The following is a 26,167-nucleotide window of genomic DNA, read 5'->3' on the forward strand; positions in this document are numbered from 1 at the left end:
TGCAATAAGTTGCAGAAAAAAAGTGGGGGTGTGCATATTTTTGCAAAACATACTCATTGTAGGTGCTGGTAACGGTGGATATGCACTTCTCAAGTTAATAGAGCAGGCAGATTACCTTCAGGTTACTGCTATTGTTGATATTAATGATGAGGCTCCTGGAATGATCTACGCTAAGCAACAAAATATACCAACCTATTCGGAATGGAAAAGCTTGTTAAGCAATGATATTCAAATCATTATTGATGTGACTGGTCGAAAGGAAGTTTTCTATGAATTACTTCAAAATAGGCCTGCTACAGCTGTACTGATACCTGGCGAGATAGCCAACTTAATCGTTACATTAATAGAAGAGAAAAACAAATATATTCAAATTATTGATCAGAAAAAAGCATTACAGGAACTCATTTTTAATTCCATTGAAGAAGGAATGATTGGCATTAATAGCCAAGGCATTGTTAACTTTTTCAATAAGAGTGCCGAAAGAATGACCTCAATTCTTGTTGAGGAAGCTCTAGGTAAGCATGTAGCAGATGTGATCTCTTTAAGTGAATTACCGAGAATATTTGAAACTGGCAAGATTGAGCTTCACAAAGAACTTACTCTTGAAAGCGGTACCAAAATAGTCACTTCTAGATACCCGATGGTAAACGAAGAAGGAAAAAGAATTGGTGCTTTTGCGGTTTTTAAGGATATCTCTGAGGTCGTTCGTCTTGCAGAGGAAGTTACTAACCTTACTGAAATTCAAAAAATGCTCGAGGCTATCATTTATTCAAGTGATGATGCAATTTCGGTAGTGGATGAAGAAGGAAAAGGTATATTGATAAATCCCGCATACACTCGTATCACTGGATTTAGTGAAGAAGAGGTAATAGGAAAGCCGGCTACCGCCGACATTTCGGAGGGAGAAAGTATACATTTAAAGGTCCTTCAATCTAAAAAACCTATTAGAGGTGTAAATCTTCGAGTTGGAAAACAAGAAAAGGACGTTATTGTTAATGTAGCTCCGATTATTGTGAATAACCAGTTAAAGGGTAGTGTCGGTGTTATTCACGATATGACTGAAATGCGAGGTTTAATGAAGGAATTAGATCGCGCAAGAACTATTATCAGAACACTAGAATCAACGTATTCATTTGAAGACATAGTTGGGACTTCAGATGAAATTAATTTAGCAATAGAACAAGCTAAACTAGCAGCTAATGTTCCAATTACCGTCCTTTTAAGGGGAGAGGTCGGCGCAGGAAAGGATTTGTTTGCCCATGCCATTCATGGAGAAAGTGGGCGTTCAAGCTATCCTTTTATCCGAGTTAATTGCAGTTCTTTAGAGGAACATCTTTTAGAACGTGAATTATTTGGATATGAGGAAGATGGTATCAAATATCCTGGTAAATTAGAAGAAGCATATAAGGGCACGGTTTTCTTAGATGAAGTTGGTGAGTTAACTAAGAAAACTCAAGCAAAACTCCTTCAGGTATTACGAGATAATATTATCATACCTATCGGAGCGACAAGCCCGAAGCAGGTTGATGTTCGGATCATTGCAGCGAGTAGTCTTAACTTGGAAAAGGCAATGAGAGACGGCACATTTAGAGAGGATTTCTATTTTCAGTTAAATAGAATGCCGATTTATATACCTTCTTTACGACAAAGGAAAAAGGATATTCCGCTTCTTGCAGAACGGTTGCTGGTTAAACTTAACCAAGAATTTGGGAGAAACATTGAAGGATTCTCAGAGGAAGCTCTCGAGATGCTATGTCTTTACGATTGGCCAGGTAATGTCAGAGAGTTAGAAAATATTATTAGCCGCTCAATGATTTTTCTTCAATCGAATGAACGATTAGTAGATGAACAGCATTTACCAAAATCGATTCTCCAGTTATCACAGGCGGAGGATGAGGATACGATTGCTCCACTTGCTGATCAAATGGACGAAATGGAGAAAAGAGTACTTGCTCAAGCACTTAAAGTTTGTGATGGCAATAAATCTAAAGCAGCTAAAAAATTAAGTATTTCTCTACGCTCTTTATATTACAAGTTAGAAAAACACAATCTGGTGTAAAAGGAAAGTGTTCACGTAAATAGGGGTATTTACTATAAATCATTTATACAAGCACCAATTTAACTACTAGGAGGAACTTACAAATGGAAATCTTTAAATATATGGAAACTTATGATTATGAACAATTAGTATTTTGCCAAGACAAAACTTCAGGACTTAAAGCTATTATTGCTATTCATGACACTACATTAGGACCGGCTCTTGGTGGTACTCGTATGTGGAATTATGCTTCGGAAGAAGAAGCGATTGAGGATGCTCTTCGTCTTGCTAAAGGTATGACTTATAAAAATGCAGCAGCAGGACTTAATCTTGGTGGAGGAAAAACTGTAATTATTGGGGATCCATTAAAAGATAAAAATGAAGAAATGTTCCGTGCATTTGGACGTTTCATCCAAGGGTTAAATGGTCGTTATATTACAGCTGAAGACGTAGGTACTACGGTTGCAGATATGGACCTTATCCATGAAGAAACTAATTACGTAACTGGTATTTCAGAGGCGTTTGGTTCTTCAGGTAACCCATCTCCAGTAACAGCTTATGGTGTTTACGTTGGGATGAAGGCTGCAGCTAAAGAAGCATTTGGTTCTGATTCATTAAAAGGAAAAACAATTGCAGTACAAGGCGTAGGGAATGTGGCTTATACGCTATGTGAATTCCTACATGAAGAAGGAGCAAAATTAGTTGTTGCTGATATTAACCAAAAATCTGTGGATCGTGCAGTAGAAGCATTCGGTGCTGTACAAGTAGGAACAGATGAAATCTACTCACAAGACGTAGATATCTTTGCTCCTTGTGCGCTTGGGGCAATTATTAATGATAATACGATTCCTCAATTAAAAGCTAAGGTAATTGCTGGTTCAGCCAATAACCAATTGAAAGATACAACACATGGCGACATCATTCATGAAATGGGTATCGTGTATGCACCAGATTATGTTATTAACTCTGGTGGAGTGATCAATGTAGCAGATGAATTATATGGTTACAACCATGACCGTGCGATGAAACGCGTGGCAGGTATTTATGACAAAATTGAACGTATTTTTGAAATTTCAAAACGCGACGGAATTCCAACTTATGTAGCTGCGGACCGTTTAGCTGAAGAGCGTATCGCGCGTGTAAGCAAATCTCGTAGCCAATTTTTACAAAACGGAAAACATATTTTAAATGGCCGTTAATCAATAATTATATCCTAGTAGCAAATTGGCCGACTTTATAGATTCCTTGTAAAGCCGGCCTTCTTATTTGGAAGGAGACGATTCATTTGGCAAAAGAATACGACGTAGTAATTATTGGTGGAGGAACTGGTGGGTATGTAGCTGCCATTCGTTCAGCTCAATTAGGTTTAAAAACAGCAATTGTTGAAAAAGGCAAACTAGGTGGTACATGTTTACATAAAGGTTGTATTCCAAGTAAAGCATTACTTCGAAGTGCTGAGGTTTTTTCTACTACTAAAAATCATGCAGCCGACTTTGGTGTAAATACAAGTGAAGTAACATTAGATTTTAGTAGAGTGCAAGCCCGTAAGGAATCCATTGTGAACCAATTATTTCAAGGAGTTCAGGGGTTGATGAAAAAAGGCAAGATTGATGTGTATGAAGGAACAGGCAGAATGCTCGGGCCATCCATTTTCTCTCCGTCTCCTGGGGGGACCGTCTCGGTTGAGATGAATAATGGAGAAGAAAATGAAATGCTTATCCCTAAAAATGTGGTTATTGCTACTGGTTCGCGTCCACGCTCCTTGCCAGGTCTGTCGATAGATGGTTCGCTAGTGATGACTTCAGACGAGGCATTAGCGATGACTGAGCTGCCTAAGTCAATTCTAATTGTCGGCGGTGGAGTAATTGGTATTGAATGGGCTTCGATGCTAAATGATTTTGGTGTAGAAGTAACGGTCATTGAATACGCTGATCGTATTATCCCTACGGAAGACAAAGACATTTCTAAAGAAATGCAAAAACTTTTAGGGAAAAAGGGAATCACCTTTGCAACTAATGCAAAAGTACTTCCAGATACGTTAAATACAAATGATAATGTTGTTAAAATATCTGCTGAGGTTAACGGGGAAACTCAATTGTTTACTGCTGAAAAAATGCTTGTATCAGTTGGTAGACAAGCAAATACAGAAGGTATTGGTATAGAAAATACAGATATCGTGATTGAAAATGGATTTATTCAGGTTTCTGAAACATTTCAAACAAAGGAATCTCATATATATGCCATTGGCGATGTAATTGGTGGACTTCAATTGGCACATGTGGCAAGCCATGAGGGGATAACAGCGATAGAGCATATTGCTGGCGAAGAAATAATCCCAATGGATTACAATCTTGTATCTCGCTGTATTTATGCAAGTCCTGAAAGCTCAAGTGTAGGAATTACAGAGCAACAGGCAAGAGAAAAGGGATTTGATGTAAAGGTAGGCAAGTTCTCTTTTAAAGCAATTGGTAAGGCTCTTGTGTACGGTGAATCAGATGGGTTTGTTAAAATTGTGGCCGATAAAGAAACCAATGACATATTAGGTGTTCATATGATTGGTCCACACGTAACAGATATGATTTCAGAGGCTGGCTTGGCAATGGTTCTTGATGCTACTCCTTGGGAAATTGCACAAACAATTCATCCACATCCAACCTTAAGTGAAATAATGGGAGAAGCAGCGTTAGCTGTTGATGGTAAAGCTATTCATATGTAAAAAAAAGGGGGATCTCTATATGACAAACAATCGTCATGAGGAATTAGGGTTATCAAATGAAGACGTATTAAAGATGTTCGAGACGATGTTAATGGCACGACGTATTGATGAGCGTATGTGGCTGTTAAACCGTGCAGGTAAAATTCCATTCGTTATCTCTTGTCAGGGACAAGAGGCAGCTCAGGTAGGAGCCGCATTTGCTTTAGATAATACAAAGGATTATATCGCTCCTTACTATAGAGATATGGGGGTAGTATTACATTTCGGTATGACTCCAAAAGATTTAATGCTATCAGCATTTGCTAAAGCCGAGGATCCAAACTCAGGCGGTCGTCAAATGCCAGGACATTTTGGTCAGAAGAAAAATCGTATTTTAACAGGCTCCTCACCAGTTACAACTCAACTTCCTCATGCAGTGGGTGTTGCTTTAGCTGCCAAGATTGAAAAGAAAGACTTCATTACCTTTGTTACATTAGGAGAAGGTTCATCTAACCAAGGAGATTTCCATGAAGGATTGAACTTTGCGGGAGTACATCAATTACCTTGTATAACAATGGTTGAAAACAATAAATATGCAATATCAGTTCCTTTTGAGCGTCAGGTTGCTAGTAAGAATGTAGCAGACCGTGCTAGTAGCTACGGAATGCCAGGCGTAACGGTGGATGGTAAAGATCCAATCGAGGTATACAGAGTAGTAAAAGAAGCTGCTGACCGCGCAAGAAACGGAGAAGGACCGAGTCTTATAGAAGCAGTTACTTACCGTTTGACAGCCCATTCATCAGATGACGATGATAGACAATACCGTACCGCAGAAGACATTGCAGAAGGTAAAGCTTTAGATCCTATTATTACCTTTGCACAATATTTAAGAGATTTAGATATTCTTTCTACCGATTTAGAAAAAGAGATCAATGACCGCATTATGAAGGAAGTAAATGAGGCAACTGATTATGCAGAGGCTGCACCATATGCTGCTCCAGAAGATGCATTAAAACATGTTTATGCTGAAAAAGACGGGGGGAACGCATAATGGCAATCATGTCTTATATAGATGCAATAACACTTGCAATGAAGGAAGAAATGACCCGCGATGAGCGCGTTTTCGTTCTTGGGGAAGATGTTGGTCGTAAGGGCGGCGTGTTCAAAGCAACAAACGGACTTTACGATGAATTCGGTGAATATAGAGTGTTAGATACACCACTTGCAGAATCTGCTATTGCAGGTGTAGGAATCGGAGCTGCAATGTATGGTCTTCGTCCAATCGCAGAAATGCAATTTGCAGATTTTATCATGCCTGCAGTCAACCAAATTATCTCTGAGGCATCTCGTATTCGCTACCGTTCTAACAATGACTGGACTTGTCCTATTGTATTCCGAGCTCCTTTTGGTGGTGGTATTCATGGTGCTCTCTATCACTCTCAATCAGTAGAGGCTATCTTTGCTAACCAGCCTGGACTAAAAATAGTTATTCCTTCTACTCCGTATGATGCGAAAGGATTGTTAAAAGCAGCTATTCGTGATGAGGACCCGGTTATGTTTTTTGAACACAAGCGTGCTTATCGCCTTATTAAAGGAGAAGTACCGGACGGCGATTATACGATTGAAATTGGTAAGGCAGACGTAAAACGTGAAGGGGAAGATATTACTGTTATAACTTATGGCTTAGCAGTACATTTCGCTCTTCAAGCTGCAGAACGCTTAGAAAAAGATGGTATTTCAGCTCATATTTTAGATTTACGTACAATTTACCCGTTAGACAAAGATTCAATTATAGAAGCAGCATCTAAAACAGGTAAAGTATTACTTGTAACGGAGGATAACAAAGAAGGTAGTGTAATCAGTGAGGTCGCAGCGATTATTGCCGAAAACTGCTTGTTTGACTTAGATGCTCCGATTATGCGCCTTGCTGGTCCTGATGTTCCAGCTATGCCATATGCACCTACTATGGAAAAATTCTTTATGATTAATCCAGATAAAGTCGAAAAAGCAATGCGTGAGCTGGCGGAATATTAAGCTATAGAAAAACGCCTAAGCAAATTTGATCTATAAAGGAGGAACCCATATGGCACTAGAACAAATTAAAATGCCTCAGCTTGGGGAAAGTGTAACCGAGGGAACAATCGAAAAATGGTTAGTAAAACCAGGCGATCATGTTAATAAGTATGACGCACTTGCAGAGGTTAACACAGATAAAGTAACTGCAGAAGTACCTTCTTCCTTCACGGGAGTTATTAAAGAACTTATTGCCAATGAAGGAGATACACTTGCAGTAGGAGAAATCGTTTGTACGATTGAAACAGAAGGAGGCTCTTCTGAAGAAATCGTAGAGGTAAAGGAAGCGGCGCCTGAAGAACCAACTGCGGAAACGGTTAAACCAGCTGAGGTGAATAAGCATGCACAGTCAGCCCCAACAGACCGTGCAAAAGGAGCAAAAGCTCGTTACTCACCTGCAGTTCTTAAACTTTCTCAGGAGCATGATATTGATCTTTCATTAGTCACTGGTACTGGTAATGAAGGTAGAATTACTCGTAAGGATTTACTGAAAATAATAGAAAGTGGAGAAATTCCACAGCCGACACCAGCTAGCGAGCCTAAGGTTGAGGAAAAAGCGGCTATAGCTTCTGCTCCTACTAACACTCAAACAAAGCCAGCTTCTATTAATGTCCCAGTCGGAGCAGGTGACATCGAAATTCCAGTAACTGGTGTCCGTAAAGCAATTGCTGCAAATATGCTTCGTAGTAAGCATGAGGCACCTCACGCTTGGACAATGATTGAAGTAGATGTGACGAACCTAGTACAGTACCGTGATTCGATTAAAAATGAATTTAAACAAAAAGAAGGCTTTAATGTTACTTATTTTGCATTCTTTGTGAAAGCAGTAGCGCAAGCATTAAAAGAATTTCCAATGATGAATTCTATGTGGGCTGGCGACAAAATTATCCAAAAGAAAGACATCAATATTTCAATTGCAGTTGCAACGGATGATGCCTTATTTGTTCCAGTAATTAAGCATGCAGACGAAAAGACGATTAAAGGCATTGCTCGTGAAGTAATGGAGCTAGCAGGAAAAGTCCGATCTGGTAAGCTTAAATCTGATGAGATGCAAGGTGGTACCTTCACTGTAAACAATACAGGTTCATTTGGCTCTGTTCAATCGATGGGGATCATTAACTATCCACAAGCAGCAATTCTTCAGGTAGAGTCTATTGTAAAACGACCAGTAATTATGGAGGGCGGCATGATTGCTGCTAGAGATATGGTGAATCTATGTTTATCTCTCGATCATCGTGTATTAGATGGCCTTGTATGTGGTCGTTTCTTAGCTCGCGTGAAAGAAATTTTAGAGAATATTTCGAAAGAAAATACTTCAGTATACTAAAATATACTTACGTCCAAATATTAGATATAAATCGAGGAATCGTCTCGAGTGCGTGTTGACCGACCGATTATTCGGATTGACCGACCGATTATCGACCGGAACCGACCGATTATTTCAGAAAACCGACCGATTCCAATAAAAAAGTCCGCCAAGGCGGGCTTTTTCATCTGTTTAGGTGAGGGGGAGTCTCTTTTTAAGAGGCTCCCCTTATTATCTATTTAGCAAATTCCAAGACCCTTTCGTTTACTTTTTCTTACTATTTCTATAGCATTTAAATAGAAATTAGAGAATGTATAGCAAACGAAGGAGCGAATATATATATGAAATTAAGTGTGTTAGATCAAGCACCGATCACTAAAGGAAATAATGCAATAGATGCATTGAAAAAAGCAGAAGAATTAGCAATTTTAGCTGATGAGCTCGGCTATCACCGAATGTGGATGGCGGAGCATCACGGAACAAGTGCTTTTGCAAGCTCAGCTCCAGAAATTATTGCTGCTCAACTTGCTGCGAAAACGACTAACCTTCGAATTGGAACGGGCGGAGTAATGATGATGCATTACTCAGCACTTAAGCTGGCGGAGGTATTTAAAACGTTAAGTGCTTTTTCTCCAGGAAGAATTGACTTTGGAGTAGGACGTGCCCCGGGCGGGGACAACTATGCGATGTACGCTCTTTCAGAAGGACGTCCGCCTATGGTGAATAATTTATACGAAAAGTTAGGGACAGCACTGGAGCTTTTAAATGATGAGGTACCTGAGGACAGTGTGTATAATAGAACCATTGCATCACCATCTAACGTCGTACTTCCTGAAGCATGGCTGCTTGGATCCACTGGGAACAGTGCCATTAAGGCTGGACAGATGGGACTAGGTTATTCATTTGCTCAGTTCTTCCAGGGTGGGATGACTCCAACAATTTTAGATGCTTATCGTTCGAATTTTAAACCTTCAGCATTTATGAAAAAGCCAGAAATCAATGTAACCTATTTAGTAACTGTTGCAGAAACTAAGGAAGAGGCGGAATTTGAGGCGCTACCACAAGATATTTCTAGACTTTCACTTATGAAAGGACAGATTAGCCAGCTTATGACACCGGAAGAGGCACAAAATTATCCTTTAACAGAAATGGATCGGATGATGATTCAAGAAAACCGCAAAATCCACTTAGTAGGATCTGCAAAGGAAGTAGCTAATACTCTTCAAGAGGAACAGGCACATTATGGCTTCGACGAAGTGATGATTTGTAGTATCCCACACTCTCAACAAAAGCGACTAGACGTTTACCGATTGCTAGCAAAAGAATTAATGTAGTGTATTCGAGGCTCTGCTATATGCAGGGCCTTTTTAATGTACTTTCTTTTGAGATGCTATGTTAAAATGCCGGCTGCAATCGGTTAAAAGAATAGAGATAGCTTTCCGATATACAAATTCCAAATAGCATGTGTGACCATGGAAGGTATGACGGATTTCGATTTTATAGTAATACAAGCTAATACCACCCCTGCAATAAGTGAAAGGAATAGGTACGCCGGGTGGAAAAGAGAAAAAAGTATTGAAGTTAGAACCACAGCCCATACTGGCTTGACTACTTTTAATAGAGCAAATAATAGTACCCCTCTAAAAAGAAGCTCCTCCCAAATTGGAGCAAAGATGACAGCATCTATTAAGGAAAGTTGGTTGAAACCCTCAAGTAAACCATTTTTGTAATAAACGATAAGACTTCGGTCCATTAAAATTTCATAACGAATGCTTAACTTTAATATTAGGTAGGGGATAATAATTCCCACTAACATATATAGATATGTCCGAGAACTTTTAAATGGCTTGAAATTTAGTAAGGGGACTATTAAATTTCTTACTGGACTAAAGCTTATGGATAACAAAATGAAAATAGTAAACCAAATAAGTGTGCCATATCCGTTAAAAAAATGGCTATTAAAATAACTCACTCCATAGCCTGTTAGCATAAGTAAAACAGCATACACAAAATTATTTAATGTAATATTTTTTCTGTTAGCTACAAGCATCTTGATCTCCCTCACTGTTATATCGGAACCTACCACAAATTTAACATAAATATCCATTTTAGAACAACATTAATTAGAATTTTACTGGTAATAATGGCGACTTTTTATTAAATAATCACTTTCTTAAGCATAACTATTATGTAAAGGCTGTTCATGCCTAGGGATAAATTGGTGGTTGTATAAGGAACGTGTGTTCTGTATAATAGTCAAAAAAGAAAGGTGATGGAGATGACTAATTTCGAGGAAGAATGGAACGAGTTTGATTTATCTAAAATACGTGATAGAGGCTCAAAAAAATGGGTGGCTATGATGTTGCCTGAGCATGTAACAATGTTGAGAGACTATCATGAGGAGATAAAAAAAGTTCCACGCCCAGATCTAAATGAATTCGACTACGAAGCAATTCAAGAACAAATAGAAATTGCTATGAAAAGAAATGTCGATATAGAAATTAAACGTTGGAGGGATGGAGAATTTTTATATCATCGTGGGACCATTCAATGGATTGATTTAAATAGGCGTGTTCTTGAGTTAGACGATCCCTATCGTTTTTATGAAGTAAAGATTGATGAAATAGTCGATGTAACCATTCTAGAGTAATCGTAGTTAAAAGCTGCTGGTATGTAGGGAATCAATAAATTTAAACAACGTGAAATCAGCAATTTAATTTTACGTTTTTATCTCATATTAAGGAAGTTAGGGCAGATACACTATGCTTAACCTACCCAAAATAATATTTGGAAATTTGGGATATAAACTCTTCTTCGAGCACGCCCTTCTTTTTAATAATTATAAATGTAGAAACTGTAGGCAGTTCAAACAAATCAAAATGTGGTTGCATCATCTTTCCCTCGATTAATTCTCGTCTCACAATAGAGTGAGGAAGAAAGGATATACCGAGTCCTTCTTGGATAAAGCGTTTAGTAATATGTGCCTGCGTAACCTTCATCGTTCTTAATCCGACTACATGCTTATTCAGCTTTAATAACAGTTCATCCCAAAACACAGGATGATGGTGGGTAAAAAGATAATTTTTTTGAAGAATATCTTTTATATCTATTGGGGGTCCATTTTCTTCATCAAAGCCATCGTAAGGCATTAAAAACAGAATAGGATCCTCATATATCGAGATCGATTCTATATTTTTTTTCTGAGAATCAATTGCTGATATTCCTATATTTACTTCACCTGTATCTACTAAATCCTCAATTAGATTGGATTCCTCTACCCGAATATTTATCTCTAAGTCTGGATGACGCTTTAAGAAAGTCTTTAAAAAGTAAGGTAGGATTGTCTCTGCCATAAGCGGAGAAATGGCAATAGTCCATTTTCTTCGATACCCTTGTGCGAATGCACGTACATTGTTGACGCTATGATCTGTTTGTTGGACAAGCCGCATAGCTTCTGGGAGAAAAAATTTACCAGCGTCTGAAAGAGAAACACGATTGTTTACTCGATCGAAAAGAGGGGTACCTAAATATTCTTCAAGTAATTTAATATGGACAGTTACACTAGGCTGAGAAACCATTAATTTTTCAGAGGCTTTTCGAAAGTTTAAGGTTTCTGCTGCTACACAAAATGTTTTTAACCAATGGTATTCCATATATACACCCACTCAATTAATTTTTTTAATTAATATAATTATATATATTTAATTTTTATTATCAATGTTTTGAAATATAATAAAGAAAAAGGAGGCGTTTCGTATGTTTCAAAAGGGACTAAAGGATGTAGTTGCCGTTCATACAAAAATTGCATCAGTGGACGGGGAAAAGGGTGAGCTTAGATACCGAGGTGTGAAGGTAGATGAGCTTATAAATGAAGGGACATTTGAAGATATCGCAAGCTTTTTATGGTCAGGGGAAAGAGCAAATACAAGCTTGGCATCATTAAAAGAATATAGAGTGTTACCAAATCATGTAATCGCCATTATTGATGCTCTTCCAAGCGATTTTTCTTTAATGGATGCCATGAGAACAGCAATATCTGCCTTTGCACATACAGAATTTAGGGAAAAAACGCTAGAGGAGCAGGCAGTAATTTTAACGGCTGCATTGCCAGTTATTATTGCAAGGCATTACCGGAATCAAAAAGGATTACCGATAGTTGAACCTAAACAGGAGCTTAACCATACAGCAAACTATTTATGGATGTTAAATGGGGAAGTGCCAACAGATGTACAAGTTGAAGCACTTGAAACTTATTTAAAGCTGACGATGGAGCATGGTTTGAATGCTTCTACATTTGCTGCTCGAGTAACTATTTCAACCGAGTCAGACTTAACTGCAGCAGTAACATCAGCATTAGGAACAATGAAGGGACCATTGCATGGAGGTGCGCCTTCTGGAGTAATTTCACTACTTAATGAGTTTAAAAATCCTACAATGATTAGAGATATTGTAAGAGACAAGATTACGAGCGGTGAAAAAATTATGGGCTTCGGTCACCGCATCTATAAAACTGAAGACCCTCGATCTATTTTACTGAGAGATAAATGCCTAAATCTGCAAGGGAAAGATCCTTGGCTAGACATAGCGACTATAGCGGAAAAGGAGATTATTGAGTTACTGGCAGAACATAAGCCGGGGCGCAAATTATACACAAATGTAGAATATTATGCTGCAGCGATCATGCGTTCAATTGACATGCCAGCGGAACTATTTACACCAACTTTTAGTGCAGCAAGAATGGTTGGATGGACAGCACACGCAATTGAGCAAATTAGAGACAATACTATTTTCCGCCCACAATCCATTTATGTAGGGGAACTAAAATAAGTAAGAAACGTGGAGGTTCTTGACAGCTGTCAGGAACCTTTTTTATTTTGTATAAGAATAAATTAATAAGTTCTTACAGTAAAGTGTATAAAATACATGTTAATTTTGGTTATTCTGATATAAAATGGTAGGAGACATTTTATAAGAGGGAGGTTATAAATTTTTGAACCTCTTATTATATTTAGCTTTGTTAAAGTTATTGGTTGATTTTGACTAACAATTCTTTTTTATAGTGACTGTAAACATTATAAAAGTGACATTCAAATGATTATTAAGATCAAAAATAAATTATGAAATTGGAGTTCGTGACAGTTTTTCGGCTTAGTTTATGCGAGTAAATTTATTAGCACTTTATCGCTGCTAAAGCGGTTCTCGTTTATTGATTGGAGCGCCAGACGGCGACTCCAGCGGGATGAGTGAGACAGATAAGACATCACAACCACGCGCAATAGCGATGGGTGATGGCTTATCGCTCACCCCGCGAAAAAGCGTCCGGCTGGGGCGAAAAATCAATTTTACTCTCTGATCTAAGATTTCTTTGCATCATAAATCAACCCTACGCTTTAACATAGCCTTTTATTTATAAGTAACTATTTATTTCTATCTATTCACAAGGGGGAAAACAGATGAATAAAAAAATAGCTATAGTAACAGGAGCAAGTAATCAAAGAGACATTGGGACTGCTATCTGTCGAAAATTAGCCACCAAAGGAATAGATATATTCTTTACCTATTGGAAAGCCGAAAGTGAATGGATTCAACAATTTCAACAAGAAATAAACAACTTAGGTGTCCGTTGTGTAGGTTTGGACATTGATTTATCTGCCAGCGAGGCTTACGCACTTGTCCTTAATGCTGTAGAGGAGCAACTAGGAAAGCCTTCTATCCTAGTTAACAATGCGGCTCATTCCACAAACGATGGATACTTGAATTTAGACAGCAAGACGATAGATGATCATTATGCAGTTAACATGAGAACAGTATTTCTATTAAGTGCAGAATTTGCCAAGCGCTTTAAAAACAGTGAATTAAGAAGCGGAAGAATCATAAATATGACATCAGGTCAAGAGCTGGGCCCGATGCCCGGCGAGCTTGCCTACGCAGCAACCAAGGCTGCTATAACAGCTTTTACAAAATCATTATCGACAGAAGTTGCACCACTAGGAATAACAGTAAATGCTGTTAATCCAGGACCGACTGATTCTACCTGGATGACGGAGGAAATAAGAGAACATCTATTACCGAAATTTCCAATGGGGCGAATCGGTCAACCAAAAGATGTCGCAGAGAGTGTAGCCTTCCTGGCAAGTGATGAAGCAGCTTGGATTACTGGTCAGGTTATACATTCGGAGGGTGGATTTGTACGTGGCTAGTCGTCATGAAGAATCCAATGTATAGCATTTAATGGATGGCCCGATAAAATTGTGTTAAAGATCTATTCCATTTCATCAACTTTACAGGGGGAAATTCATGATTAACTATTGGAGAATGTTTATATTTGTAGTTATCTCTCTTCTTTTGTTTGGATGTAACGAAGATGTGGAAAAACCAGAAATTTTGCTGGATGAAAATCCTGTGATTTTTGAGCATAACGGTCAGCAGATTGAAATATACACGTTCTTTGATGAATACGAGAACTTTATCGAGAAGGCGGAAAAGGAACCAGATAATATAAAAGTATTATTTCAGCAAGAAGTAATGAAAGCCTTCGGAGAAAGTACAAATCATACAGTTTCTCTATATGAAGAAATATCAGCACCCAAGGATATAGATAAAGTAGGAGAATATTTAACACGATTGAAAAAGCAAGAAAATAATATAGATAAATGGATCAAGGAAGCTCTTAAGGATTCCGTAGACAATTTACCAGGAGAAGACAAGAAAGTCTATATATTTCCTTCTTTTATGGAGGAGGAAGCTTCGTTAAAAGACTTAGAATATGTAGGTGGATTAGTCTTAAATAAAGATGGTTTCATTTTAGAGATAAATCCTCTTTTTACAGAGCGCTCTCTAAAATATACCGTGGCACATGAATATCATCATACAGTCGCGATGGAAAGTGGATATTCAACGACCTTGCTGGAACGAAGTGTGTTGGAGGGAAAGGCAGATACTTTTTCAAAAACCATATATCCAGAAATGGAACCAGCATGGCTACAGCCCCTTTCCGGTTATTATAAGGAGCATGGGTGGGAAATTTTCATGGAAAACTTGAACTCCGAGGAATCAGAAATGTGGCATTTCCTTTTCAATGGTAATCATTTTAAAGGGATAGCTAAATGGACTAATTACAAAATTGGTTATGAAATCATGCAAAGCTTTTTAGAAGAAAATCGAGACGTTTCAATAGAGGAATGGACCAAGATGTCAGCGCAAGACATACTAGCTAAGAGCCAATATGCGGACTAAAGAGAGCATAGGATATTACCATGAATTTACTTTCTCATCTTACAAAGCGGAGAACTTTTTAAAAACGTGAATTTGAATTTCTTATGGAGGGAGAACGAATGTGAGATATGCACAATCATTAGTGTTAGACGGAGTGTCCTTTCAGTTAAAAGAACGTCATGATTTTAAATGGCTGAACGATTTTGGAGAGGTTTTTTGTGTCTTTGATAAGCAAGATTCAGGTAATATCTCATTTGGTGTACAGAAGGGGAATGTGAAAAGTCTTATAAAATATGCTGGTGCTCAAACTATAAACTATGCAGGAGATCCTAAAGAAGCTATAAAAAAACTCAAAAATGCAAAGGTAGTGTATAAAGAGTTAGAACATCCTTACTTAGTTAAACTAATTGATCATTTGGAGCTCCGAGAAGGATTTGTACTAGTGTTCGAATGGTTTGATGGATTAAACATACAAAAGAATGTTGAACTAAACTCTGCTTGTCATAGATTTAAGAAGCTTCCACTTGAATTACGCTTACAATCTCTTTCAACTATTTTTGAATTTCACGTTCATGTAGAAAAAAATAATTATGTAGCGATAGACTTTTACGATGGAAGCATCTTATATGATTTTAAACAAAATATTACTAAAATATGTGACGTGGATTTGTATCAAGTAAAACCGTTTTATAACCAAATAGGAAGGCTTTGGGGCTCTTCCAGGTTTATGTCACCAGAAGAGTTTACCCTCGCATCCGAAATTGATGGTCGATCCAATGTTTTCAATATGGGAGCAATGGCATTCGCTTTAGTTGGTGGAACTCTTGACCGTTCCTCTGATACGTGGGAAGCAGGGAGAGAATTATATCAGGTAGCTAAGAAAGCAGTGGAAAAGAATAGGAACAATCGTTATGCTTCAGTTATAGATTTCTATACCGAATGGAAGTTTTACGTAAAGGAATATGGTACTTATACTCCCGAAAAAGTGTAATAGCTGTAACCCTTAATTTAAAAGTATATAGTGTGCCTCTTGCAGTTACTATGCAAGAGGCATTTTGTTTACACTTTTCCGTATGATAGAAATGAATCAGCTTCTATAAAATTATATTTTTGTATTTAAAAGGAAAAATAACTAGATGGATAGAATAATAAAAGTAGCTTATGCTCATCCAATTAACTTTCTAGGTGAGTTAATGCCATAACTTACGAAAAACAATATTTGATTAGCAAACTATTTAATGAAATTAATGAGTTTATAAACAAAAAATAGTCTTTGTGAACTGAAGCCAACACCGTGTTTGAAAAAGGGAGAAATCGGGGAAATAGAAAGATGAGACCTTTTGAAACTTATAAAAAATGCGAGATGATTATCACAACTAGTTTGTATCTTACCTATACCTTGGGAGAAAAGGACAGAGCGCCATGGAGAATGCGGTATTATTATTAAAAAATGTTAATGTAATAGATGTAACTACTGGGAAAACTACTTATTCACATCTTCTTATCCAAAATGGCTATATTACTAGAATTTTTTCTGCCCACAAGCAGATTGGTAATATTCATAAAAAAGCGGTTATTTATGATTTGAAAAGAAAGTATGTAATACCAGGTTTGATTGATATGCACGTACATATGAAAAAAGATTATGCTCCTATTTTTACTGCAGCAGGCGTTACAACCGTTCGTAATACGGGCGGGAATGTTGGTGAATTAGAAAAACTAATACATGCGAATGAAGGTGCACCAACGCCAAGAGTTATTTCATCAGATAGAATTATCGATGGACCGCCTGGCTTGTGGGGTGAAAATAGTCCATGGAACATAAATGTAAATGATGAACAGAGTGCTAGAGCAGAAGTTAGAAGGCAGGTTGAAGCGGGTGCTGATTTCATTAAGGTGTATGGTTGGTTATCCAAGGAGATTATGCAGGTAGTTGTTGATGAGGCAAAACTTCAGCAGAAAGAAGTCAGTTGTGATTTAATACACTCCTTGGAAGTAACTGCAACTGACGCTGCTAAAATGGGTATTAAATGGAATGAGCATGCTTCGGGTATTATAAAAGATATTTTCCCCAATTGGACCATGCAGGCAAATGAAGGTGTTTGGAAAGAAATTGATTGGGAAAATCCTGATGAGAAAAAGATCCGAGATGTTTGTAAAGTATTGGTGGAAAATAATGTTGTACTTTGTCCGACAATGGTTTTGTATGACCAAGCCAATTTAATGCGGAATTACTGGTATTCGGAAGAAAAGATAATGGACAAAATTAAAGAGAACTCCGTGTTAATGCAGCATTGGAGACGCTTTATCGAAAATACAAGTTCTTTGAGTAAATTAGGAATGCAACATACCTTTAACAAGGCCATTACAAAAGCTTATTTTGACTTAGGGGGCCGGGTGGTAGCTGGTACTGATACTCCTGCTGGCATTTTCACCTTTCCTGGTATGGCGCTTCACAGAGAGCTAGAGCTATTCGTAAAAAATGGTTTATCGGAAATAGATGCGATAAGGACAGCAACAATAAATGCAGCAGATGCCCTTAATAGACAAGATATAGGAGTCATTCAAGAAGGAACAATTGCGGATATGGTAGTACTAGAAAAAAACCCTTTAAAAGACATACGTTGCACAAAAGAAATTCATAGTATTATTAAGGGAGGGACTTTATACACGCAAGATGAATTACTTGAAAAAGTTCCTGTGGAAGAGAATATTAAAAAATCTATTGAGGAATTTATGAATAGTTTTCTAGATACCAATTATAAATCAAGCTAATTAAAATAATAAGATAGAATCTTTGACAGGAGCGGCAATTTCTAAAGCCTCTCCTGTTTTTATATGCATTAAAATCTCTTAAAATCGCATCATAATTTAAATCTATCATTATTTGTGTACTAATCTCTTAAATTCGCACATATATTCATATCTAAGTGATTGATTGGTATGTAACTATTTTAACTATTGAGTTTGGAGGAATCTAATGAATATCACAGCATACTACCAAAAATCAGTTCAAGAAGTGATGAAAGAGTTTGATGTTACTCAACAAGGATTATCAGATTATGAAGTACGACAAAGACATAAAGAGAATGGCTTCAATGAATTGAAGGAAGGTAAAAGGAAAAATGCCATACAAGTATTTTTAGAGCAGTTTAATGATTTTCTAGTCATCATTTTAATAGTTGCCGCTGTAATTTCTGCTTTTTTAGGAGAATTAGAAAGTTCAATAGTTATTGTAATAGTAATTGTATTAAATGCAGTTTTAGGGACGGTACAACATATTAAAGCGGAAAAATCATTAGATAGCTTAAAAGAAATGGCCGCTCCTATAGCTAAGGTTCTGAGGAATGGAGAAGTTATAAAAATTCCATCCCGAGAGGTAGTGGTGGGAGACGTTCTCTATTTAGAAGTGGGAGATTATATTTGTGCAGATGGAAGAATGATGGAAAGCTATAGCTTACAAGTAAATGAGAGTTCATTGACAGGTGAATCCGAAGCAATAGACAAAATTGAAGCATTAATTGCTAAAGAGGAGCTAGCAATTGGAGATAAGCGTAATATGGTCTTTTCAGGAAGTTTTGTTACTAATGGTAGAGGACGTGCTATTGTAACGTCCATTGGTATGTCTACTGAAATAGGCAAGATTGCTAATCTGTTGCAAAATGCAAAAGAAAAGAAAACCCCCTTACAAATGAATCTGGATCACTTTGGAAAGAGATTGGCTATTGGCATTATCATTATATGCCTAATCATTTTTGGACTAGACATTCTTAGAGGCCGAGAGCTAGTAGATTCTTTCATGTTTGCGGTATCCTTAGCGGTAGCTGCTATTCCGGAAGCATTAAGTTCAATCGTCACCATAGTACTTGCATTTGGCACACAGAAGATGGCAAAAGAAAATGCAATCATTCGAAAATTACGAGCAGCTGAAAGTTTAGGGAGTATCTCTGTTATTTGTACAGACAAAACTGGAACGCTTACACAAAATAAAATGACAGTCCAGCATATTTACGTAAATGAGCAAACCATAGAAGCTGATAGAGCTAATATCAACAACGCACTCCATAAAAATTTAATGAGCATGGCGTTGCTTTGTAATGATTCGATAAGTACAGAAGAAAAAGAAATTGGAGATCCAACAGAAATTGCGCTTGTAAATTGGAGTAAACTATATAATTTTGATGAAGGGAACGTACGCCAACAATATTTCCGTGTAGGAGAAATGCCATTCGATTCTAATCGCAAGCTAATGAGTACGATTCATCGAATAAATAATCGATATATGATGATTACAAAAGGAGCAGTTGATGAGCTATTATCTCGAATAGTAAGAATGGAAACATCTACAGGCATTTCACCTATTAACATAGGGCAAATCGAAAGGATAAAACAAGCAAACCACCATTTTTCAAGCCATGGTCTAAGAATCCTTGCGTTTGCTTATAAAGAAGTAGATTCCCTGATAGTAAACATGGAAATGGAGCAGGATCTCACTTTCATTGGATTAGTCGCTATGATGGATCCCTTAAGACCAGAAACTAAACAAGCGGTAGAAGATTGTATTGAGGCAGGTATTAAGCCTGTTATGATTACTGGAGATCATAAAATTACCGCTACAGCTATAGCGAAAGAAATAGGGATAATAGAAGGTCCTCAGGAAGTAATGGAAGGGAAGGAAATTGAAAAATTATCAGATATAGAATTACAAGACGTAGTCGAGAATGTCTCTGTATATGCACGGGTATCCCCAGAACATAAAATCCGTATAGTAGAAGCTTGGCAAGAAAAAGGTCACGTTGTAGCGATGACAGGTGACGGTGTAAATGATGGACCAGCCTTGAAGCAAGCGGACATAGGGGTTGCTATGGGCATTACAGGTACTGAAGTTGCAAAGGATGCCTCTGCTATGATCTTGACTGATGATAATTTTTCAACCATTGTCAAAGCAGTTTCCAATGGGCGAAGTATTTACACTAACATTACCAATTCCATTATGTTTTTGCTATCCGGTAACACAGGGGCTATCCTAGTTGTACTGTATGCAACCATTCTTGCTTTACCTGCACCCTTTTTACCGGTTCATCTATTATTTATAAACTTGCTGACGGATAGTTTACCTGCCATTGCAATTGGTTTAGAGCCACACAATAAAAAAGTAATGAAAGAAAAGCCAAGGGACATTAAGGAACCGCTTCTAAATAAGAAGTTTGCTATACAGGTTGGATTAGAGGGCTTCCTCATCGCAGCAGTAACAATTATCGCCTTTCAAATAGGATTGGCGACTGGGGATACAATGGTCGCGACTACTATGGCGTTTGCAACCTTATGCTTGTCGCGATTATTTCATGGCTTTAATTGCCGATCAAAAGAGTCCATATTTAAAATTGGATTGTTTTCGAATCTAACTGTTTGGATAGCTTTTCTAATTGGTGTCATTCTTTTGAACCTAGTTTTGATATTCGAGCTATTTGACGTTGCAGCAATAAGTCGCTCTCAACTAGCGATGATTTATGGATTGGCTTTCGTACCATTCATAGTTATTCAAATAGATAGATTTTTCCTTGCTAAAAAATAAATATTGATTTATGAGTGGAACATTTTGTATAATTCTAATAATATAATGCTATGTTATAGGCTAGGGTTGAATTATAATACTCTTTAAATCAGAAAGTAGAATTGATTTCCGCACCAACCGGACGCTTTCCGCGGGGTGAGCGATAAGCCATCACCCATCGCTTCATTTAATTTGTACACTCGGTAAAAAAAAGAAATGTTTAGTAAAATCATCAATAACTTTAATATAACCTAATATAAAAAGGCGTTGAAGAGGAAAAGTAGAGTGATGATGTTATATAGAGAGCTTCTGATGGTGGAAATGAGGCAAGCTAGTCATTCGAACATGATCTCGGAGCTTCGTACTGAACGTTTCACAACTAGTAGGATACGACAAGAGTTGGCACTTGTTACCCATGTCAAAGTATAAAGGCTTTTTGCTATGTACTTATGGAGTCAAATGGTGCGAACCATTTGAGTATTAAGGTGGTACCACGAGAAAACCTCGTCCTTATCGAAATTCGATAAGGCTGAGGTTTTTTATTTTGGCTGAAGATATTTAAAACTAACTTGGCTAAAAAACTTAATGAAGAAAAGGGGAGAATCAAAATGAACATTTTTATCGGAGGGGCATGGCCATATGCTAATGGGTCCCTACATTTGGGACACATTGCTGCCTTATTACCAGGCGACATTTTGGCGAGATATTATAGACAAAAGGGAGAGGAGGTATTGTATGTCTCTGGGAGCGATTGTAACGGTACTCCCATATCCATACGTGCTAATTCTGAAGGCGTCACAACTAAAGAAATAGCGGATAGATACCATAACGAGTTTAAAGAAACCTTTAAGCGTCTGGGCTTTACTTATGATATGTATACTCGAACTGATAGTGATCATCATCATAAAGTGGTTAGGCAAATCTTTTTAGAACTGTGGAAGAATGGTTATATATACGAAAATGAAATAGAGCAAATCTATTGTGCCACTGATAATCAATTTTTACCTGACAGGTATGTGGAGGGGAATTGCCCAAATTGCGGAAGCCGCGCAAGAGGGGACCAGTGTGATGCCTGCTCTTTGATTATAGACCCTATGGACTTAACAAATAGAAGTTGCAAGCTATGTGGAAATGAGCCGACTGTTAAAGCTACAAAGCATTTATATTTTCAACTAAGCAGCTTTCAGGAGCAGCTAGAGAATTATCTTACGTCAGCAAAAGCAAATCATGCGTGGCGAAAAAATGCAGTTCACCTGACCGAGCGATATTTAAATGAAGGGCTTCGAGATCGAGCGGCTTCAAGGGATCTGCCAAATGGGGTAAGTATACCCATAGAAGGATACGAGGAAAAGAAAGTGTATGTATGGATAGAGGCTGTTTCCGGTTATTACTCAGCGAGTAAGGAATGGGCCACTCTTAATCAAACGGATGAAAAAGAATTTTGGAATGAACAAACCATTTCCTATTATGTTCATGGTAAAGATAATATCCCTTTCCATACCGTTATATGGCCAGCGATACTTAAAGGTATTCGTCAAGAAACACTTCCAACTCATATCATTTCCAACGAGTATTTAACGTTGGAAAAGAGAAAATTTTCGACTAGCCAAAACTGGGCGGTATGGGCTCCTTATTTTGTAGAGAAATATCATCCGGACTCCTTAAGATACTTTTTAACAAGCAATGCCCCCGAAAATAGAGACTCGGATTTTTCGTGGAGAGAATTTATTCATAGTCATAATGGGGAGCTGCTTGGAGCATATGGAAACTTTATCAATCGCACATTAAAATTCATTGAAAAGTCCTTTGAAGGAACAATTCCTGATCGAGCAATTCATAAAAAAATAGAAGAAACCACTATAAACTTATATACAACGGTTGGGCAATTGGTCGAGGCAGGTCAGTTCAAATTAGCAATAGATTCTATCTTTTCATATATTCGTGAAGCGAATAGATTCTTTGACGTTCAGAAACCGTGGATACAAGTAAAGGAAGATAGGGATAGCTGTTTGGATACTCTGGCAAGTTGCGTATATATCATTGGAAATGTTGCTCAAATATTATCACCGTTCCTTCCTTTCTCAAGTGAGGAAGTACGAAACATATTAAAATTAGAAGAATTCTATTGGAATCCAATAAAAGTGAAAGTAGATAACATAAGCAATATACAACCACTATTTGCAAGAATAGATCCTAGTACAATTCAAGAGGAAATTGATTATCTGGAAAAACAGTTGAAGAGTTGAGTTGCACTAGAAGAACCCATTTTTTTATATGGATATTTATGTTAAAATTTAAAAAATGAATTAATTAATTTGTAGTAGTTGTTTCAATTTCCTTAATGTTGGGAGGTTAATATGAAGAAACCAGGATCAATTCTGTTGTTATTATTATTTATACTGATGTTAACAGGGTGTAATTACGTAGAAGAAAAGAAAGCTGAAAATATTATTCAAAATTATTATCAAGCAATAATAGATGAGGATTATGAGAAAGCATTTAAACAATTACATTTATATGATACAGAAGAGAGTAAGTTAGCTGGTAAAACTGGCTTATCCGAACAGGAAGCAAAAGCTATATATTTAGAAAAAATCAATCTCTTGGAAGAACAAAAGTATAAACTGAAAGACTTTGCAATTGTAGAGATCGAGTACGAAGACGGGCACTCATTCTGGCACCATATCAAGCTTGAAGTAGAGCAGGATGGAGAAAAAAGTGAATGGAATGAAGTTGCTTACATTGTTAAAGGAAAGTTATTGATTGGTGAAAAAGATGACCCATATGCAAAGTATCGAGATGGGAAGATGTTTTTTGAAGAAGAGAAATAACCAGTTGGAATTATATATTCCAGCTAAGTTAAATGATGATACTTTATTTTTATCCTGGATCTGAATTCATATTTAGTAAGTCCTTTTACTTGAATAAGGCGACTTTTAAATTAAAATGAAAATAGATATAACTAGGAGGTATTCATATGTATCGTAAAACAGAAGATTTATTACAAGAATGGACGATGTCAGCTGATGGTACAGTTAACGTTTTTAAAGCAATGACAGATGATAGGCTGAACCAAGCAATTGCAGAAAACCATAATACACTAGGATGGTTAGCTTGGCATTTAACGACAACACCCATTTTTCTAGCTAAGCTAGCAAAAATTGACCTACCATCTGTTGGGAACCCTAAGGAAGTACCTGGATCAGTTGAAACAATTGTCTCTGCTTATGAAACAATGGCAGGCGCTTTTAGAGAGGCCGCAGCATCTCTAACGGATGCAGATTTGGTAGAGCAAGTACCGGCGTTTGGCACTTCTATTCCACGTGGTCTAATATTACGAAAAATTATAGACCATCAAACACATCATCGAGGTCAAATGACCGTTTTACTTCGCCAAGCAGGATTAGAGGTACCCGGAGTTATGGGACCTACAAAAGAACAACAGATGTAAAGAAGCCACCTTCATTTTATAAATGAAGGTGTTTTTTGAGAGAATATATAGAGAGAGAACAGAAACCAGCCAGCTTAAGGCTGGTTTTAAAAATGTGTTATAGGAAACTGCAAAATCTTCTTGGGGAATATATTTTATATATCAAAAATTTTTAATATACTATTAATTTGATAGATAAGTGTTAAAGTTAGAGTAAATTATGAAGTCTAAATGATGTCGTAATTACAGTGTTTACACAAAAATTACTTTCCAAGGGAGCTTTTAAATTGAATATAAAGTTCAACCCCTTTTTAAAAGAAGAGTTAACAGTCAAAGACCTACACTTTGCTTTACTCAAAGAAGAAATAACTTCAAAAGAATTAGTTATGTTTTACATGAATAGAATTGCAAAGTTTGATAAGGATGGTCCTAATCTTAATGCAATTATCGAGATAAATCCTCATGCTTTATTTATAGCAGAGGCTTTGGACTATGAAAGAAAGAAACAAGGCATGAGAGGGTTATTACATGGGATACCTGTTCTGCTTAAAGATAATATTGAAACAAATGATTCTATGCATACAAGCGCTGGGTCGCTTGCGCTAGAAAGCTATATTAGTAATCAAGATGCTTTCTTAGTCGAAAAGCTTCGTCAATCAGGCGCAATCATCCTAGGTAAAACAAATATGACAGAATGGGCGAATGGGATGTCATCGACAATGTGGGCAGGATATAGCTCGCGTGGCGGGCAAACATTAAATCCATATGGGGATGAGAAGCTATTCGTAGGTGGATCTAGTTCAGGGTCTGCTGTTGCTGTTGCGGCAAATTTTGCAGTCTTAGCAGTTGGAACGGAGACAGATGCGTCTATTCTAAGTCCTGCAATACAAAATTCAGTAGTTGGTATAAAGCCTACAGTTGGATTAATCAGTAGAGAAGGTATCATTCCGTTTACATATTCTCAAGATACTCCTGGACCAATTGCAAGAACGGTTGCAGATGCAGCTATTTTGTTAGGTGCTTTAACAGGGGTAGACCTTAATGATGTTGCAACCTTCAAAAGTGAAGGAATCTCTTGCAGAGATTATACTCCTTACTTGGATTCTAATGGTTTAATGGGAGCAAGAATTGGTATATTGCATAATGCAGATGAGCGTTTCTACAATTCCGAGGAATATGATGATAAATTATTTAAGCAAGCAGTTTTTCATTTAAAAGAGGAAGGGGCAGAGGTTATAGAGGATATCGAAATACCTTCCTTTCATAGAAAATGGAGCAGAGAAGTGTTACTACATGAGTTCAAGCATAGTGTAGATAATTATCTTTCCAAATTACCAACTAATTTACCAGTCCATTCACTTTCTGAATTAATTGAGTTCAATAAAAAAAATCAAGAAAAAAACTTAAAGTATGGACAAAACATGTTGGAACTGAGAGAAAATCTATCAAATACATTAACAGCTCCAGAGTATTTAAAAGCAAGAAGTGAAGATTTATACTTTTCCCAAGAGAAGGGTATAGATTATACTTTACAAAAGTATAATCTAGATGCAATTGTTTTTCCTTCCTACATCGGCTCAACGATTAGTGCCAAGGCTGGATATCCTTCCATCGCAGTTCCAGCAGGCTATATGAACAGCGGTAAACCCTTTGGGATTACCTTTGCAGGAACAGCTTTTAGTGAAGGAATATTAATTAAACTTGCTTATGTTTACGAGCAAGCTACTAAACATAGAATTAGCCCTAAAATTTAAATGGATGAGTCAAGTTCATAAATAGCAATTTACCATTCAAACACGAAAAATTTCTTTATATGGATTGTAGCGGCAGGCGGCGACGTAGGTATGAACGTGGAG

20 protein-coding genes and 1 other annotated feature are annotated in these 26,167 nt (G+C 37.2%); of the genes, 18 read left to right on the plus strand and 2 right to left on the minus strand.

What is annotated here, in order from left to right; genetic code table 11:
* Nucleotides 1–40 precede the first annotated feature (40 nt).
* The 7 genes from MKX96_RS09225 (at nt 41) to MKX96_RS09255 (ending at nt 9,446) form a co-directional block, all read left to right on the plus strand.
* Nucleotides 41–2,059, plus strand: a complete 2,019-nt coding sequence (locus MKX96_RS09225) for a sigma 54-interacting transcriptional regulator (RefSeq protein ID WP_340883285.1) — start codon at nt 41–43, stop codon at nt 2,057–2,059.
* 83 nt (nt 2,060–2,142) lie between these two features.
* Nucleotides 2,143–3,237, plus strand: coding sequence for a branched-chain amino acid dehydrogenase (bcd, locus tag MKX96_RS09230; RefSeq protein WP_340883286.1), 1,095 nt, complete (start codon nt 2,143–2,145; stop codon nt 3,235–3,237).
* 86 nt (nt 3,238–3,323) lie between these two features.
* Nucleotides 3,324–4,754, plus strand: coding sequence for a dihydrolipoyl dehydrogenase (lpdA, locus tag MKX96_RS09235; protein WP_340883287.1), 1,431 nt, complete (start codon nt 3,324–3,326; stop codon nt 4,752–4,754).
* Nucleotides 4,755–4,773: 19 nt separating this feature from the next.
* On the plus strand, nt 4,774–5,784 hold the full coding sequence (locus tag MKX96_RS09240) for a thiamine pyrophosphate-dependent dehydrogenase E1 component subunit alpha (RefSeq protein ID WP_340883288.1): 1,011 nt from the start codon (nt 4,774–4,776) through the stop codon (nt 5,782–5,784).
* Complete coding sequence (locus MKX96_RS09245; RefSeq protein WP_340883289.1) at nt 5,784–6,767, plus strand: alpha-ketoacid dehydrogenase subunit beta; 984 nt, start codon at nt 5,784–5,786, stop codon at nt 6,765–6,767. The genes MKX96_RS09240 and MKX96_RS09245 overlap by 1 nt, the downstream gene beginning before the upstream one ends.
* A gap of 49 nt (nt 6,768–6,816) precedes the next feature.
* Entirely contained in the window at nt 6,817–8,133 is a 1,317-nt protein-coding gene (locus MKX96_RS09250; protein ID WP_340883290.1) for a dihydrolipoamide acetyltransferase family protein, read from the plus strand.
* A gap of 320 nt (nt 8,134–8,453) precedes the next feature.
* Nucleotides 8,454–9,446 carry an LLM class flavin-dependent oxidoreductase gene (locus tag MKX96_RS09255; protein WP_340883291.1) on the plus strand — a complete coding sequence of 331 codons (993 nt, stop codon included), beginning with the start codon at nt 8,454–8,456 and terminating at the stop codon, nt 9,444–9,446.
* Nucleotides 9,447–9,529: 83 nt separating this feature from the next.
* On the opposite strand, the gene MKX96_RS09260 is transcribed toward MKX96_RS09255, so the two are convergent.
* Nucleotides 9,530–10,162 (minus strand): CPBP family intramembrane glutamic endopeptidase, encoded by a 633-nt coding sequence (locus MKX96_RS09260; RefSeq protein WP_340883292.1) that lies wholly within the window; start codon nt 10,160–10,162, stop codon nt 9,530–9,532.
* A 228-nt stretch (nt 10,163–10,390) separates the two neighbouring features.
* Between MKX96_RS09260 and MKX96_RS09265 the strand changes: the two genes are divergently transcribed.
* Entirely contained in the window at nt 10,391–10,762 is a 372-nt protein-coding gene (locus tag MKX96_RS09265; protein ID WP_340883293.1) for a YolD-like family protein, read from the plus strand.
* A gap of 121 nt (nt 10,763–10,883) precedes the next feature.
* Here MKX96_RS09265 and MKX96_RS09270 read toward each other — a convergent pair whose 3' ends face one another.
* Nucleotides 10,884–11,765, minus strand: coding sequence for a LysR family transcriptional regulator (locus tag MKX96_RS09270; protein WP_340883294.1), 882 nt, complete (start codon nt 11,763–11,765; stop codon nt 10,884–10,886).
* 103 nt (nt 11,766–11,868) lie between these two features.
* Here MKX96_RS09270 and MKX96_RS09275 point away from each other — a divergent pair, with 103 nt between their 5' ends.
* The 10 genes from MKX96_RS09275 (at nt 11,869) to MKX96_RS09320 (ending at nt 26,065) form a co-directional block, all read left to right on the plus strand.
* Nucleotides 11,869–12,939 (plus strand): citrate/2-methylcitrate synthase, encoded by a 1,071-nt coding sequence (locus MKX96_RS09275; RefSeq protein ID WP_340883295.1) that lies wholly within the window; start codon nt 11,869–11,871, stop codon nt 12,937–12,939.
* Between the two features lie 626 nt (nt 12,940–13,565).
* Nucleotides 13,566–14,312 (plus strand): SDR family oxidoreductase, encoded by a 747-nt coding sequence (locus tag MKX96_RS09280; protein WP_340883296.1) that lies wholly within the window; start codon nt 13,566–13,568, stop codon nt 14,310–14,312.
* A 97-nt stretch (nt 14,313–14,409) separates the two neighbouring features.
* Nucleotides 14,410–15,348: a DUF2268 domain-containing protein gene (locus MKX96_RS09285; RefSeq protein ID WP_340883297.1), complete on the plus strand. Its 939-nt coding sequence runs from the start codon at nt 14,410–14,412 to the stop codon at nt 15,346–15,348.
* A gap of 100 nt (nt 15,349–15,448) precedes the next feature.
* Nucleotides 15,449–16,318 carry a serine/threonine protein kinase gene (locus tag MKX96_RS09290; protein ID WP_340883298.1) on the plus strand — a complete coding sequence of 290 codons (870 nt, stop codon included), beginning with the start codon at nt 15,449–15,451 and terminating at the stop codon, nt 16,316–16,318.
* 431 nt (nt 16,319–16,749) lie between these two features.
* Nucleotides 16,750–18,102 (plus strand): amidohydrolase family protein, encoded by a 1,353-nt coding sequence (locus MKX96_RS09295; protein ID WP_340883299.1) that lies wholly within the window; start codon nt 16,750–16,752, stop codon nt 18,100–18,102.
* A gap of 205 nt (nt 18,103–18,307) precedes the next feature.
* The gene (locus MKX96_RS09300; RefSeq protein WP_340883300.1) at nt 18,308–20,902 is read left to right on the plus strand and encodes a cation-translocating P-type ATPase; all 2,595 of its coding nucleotides are present in this window, start codon (nt 18,308–18,310) and stop codon (nt 20,900–20,902) included.
* A gap of 237 nt (nt 20,903–21,139) precedes the next feature.
* Nucleotides 21,140–21,396 (plus strand) — a binding site (T-box leader).
* A gap of 54 nt (nt 21,397–21,450) precedes the next feature.
* Nucleotides 21,451–23,127: a methionine--tRNA ligase gene (gene metG, locus MKX96_RS09305; protein WP_340883301.1), complete on the plus strand. Its 1,677-nt coding sequence runs from the start codon at nt 21,451–21,453 to the stop codon at nt 23,125–23,127.
* Between the two features lie 111 nt (nt 23,128–23,238).
* Nucleotides 23,239–23,712 carry a hypothetical protein gene (locus tag MKX96_RS09310; protein WP_340883302.1) on the plus strand — a complete coding sequence of 158 codons (474 nt, stop codon included), beginning with the start codon at nt 23,239–23,241 and terminating at the stop codon, nt 23,710–23,712.
* Between the two features lie 146 nt (nt 23,713–23,858).
* Complete coding sequence (locus MKX96_RS09315) at nt 23,859–24,332, plus strand: DinB family protein (protein WP_340883303.1); 474 nt, start codon at nt 23,859–23,861, stop codon at nt 24,330–24,332.
* Between the two features lie 266 nt (nt 24,333–24,598).
* Nucleotides 24,599–26,065, plus strand: coding sequence for an amidase family protein (locus MKX96_RS09320; protein WP_340883304.1), 1,467 nt, complete (start codon nt 24,599–24,601; stop codon nt 26,063–26,065).
* The last annotated feature ends 102 nt before the right edge of the window (nt 26,066–26,167 follow it).

The organism is Psychrobacillus sp. FSL W7-1493 (assembly GCF_038004905.1).
In the GTDB taxonomy this organism is placed as follows: domain Bacteria; phylum Bacillota; class Bacilli; order Bacillales_A; family Planococcaceae; genus Psychrobacillus.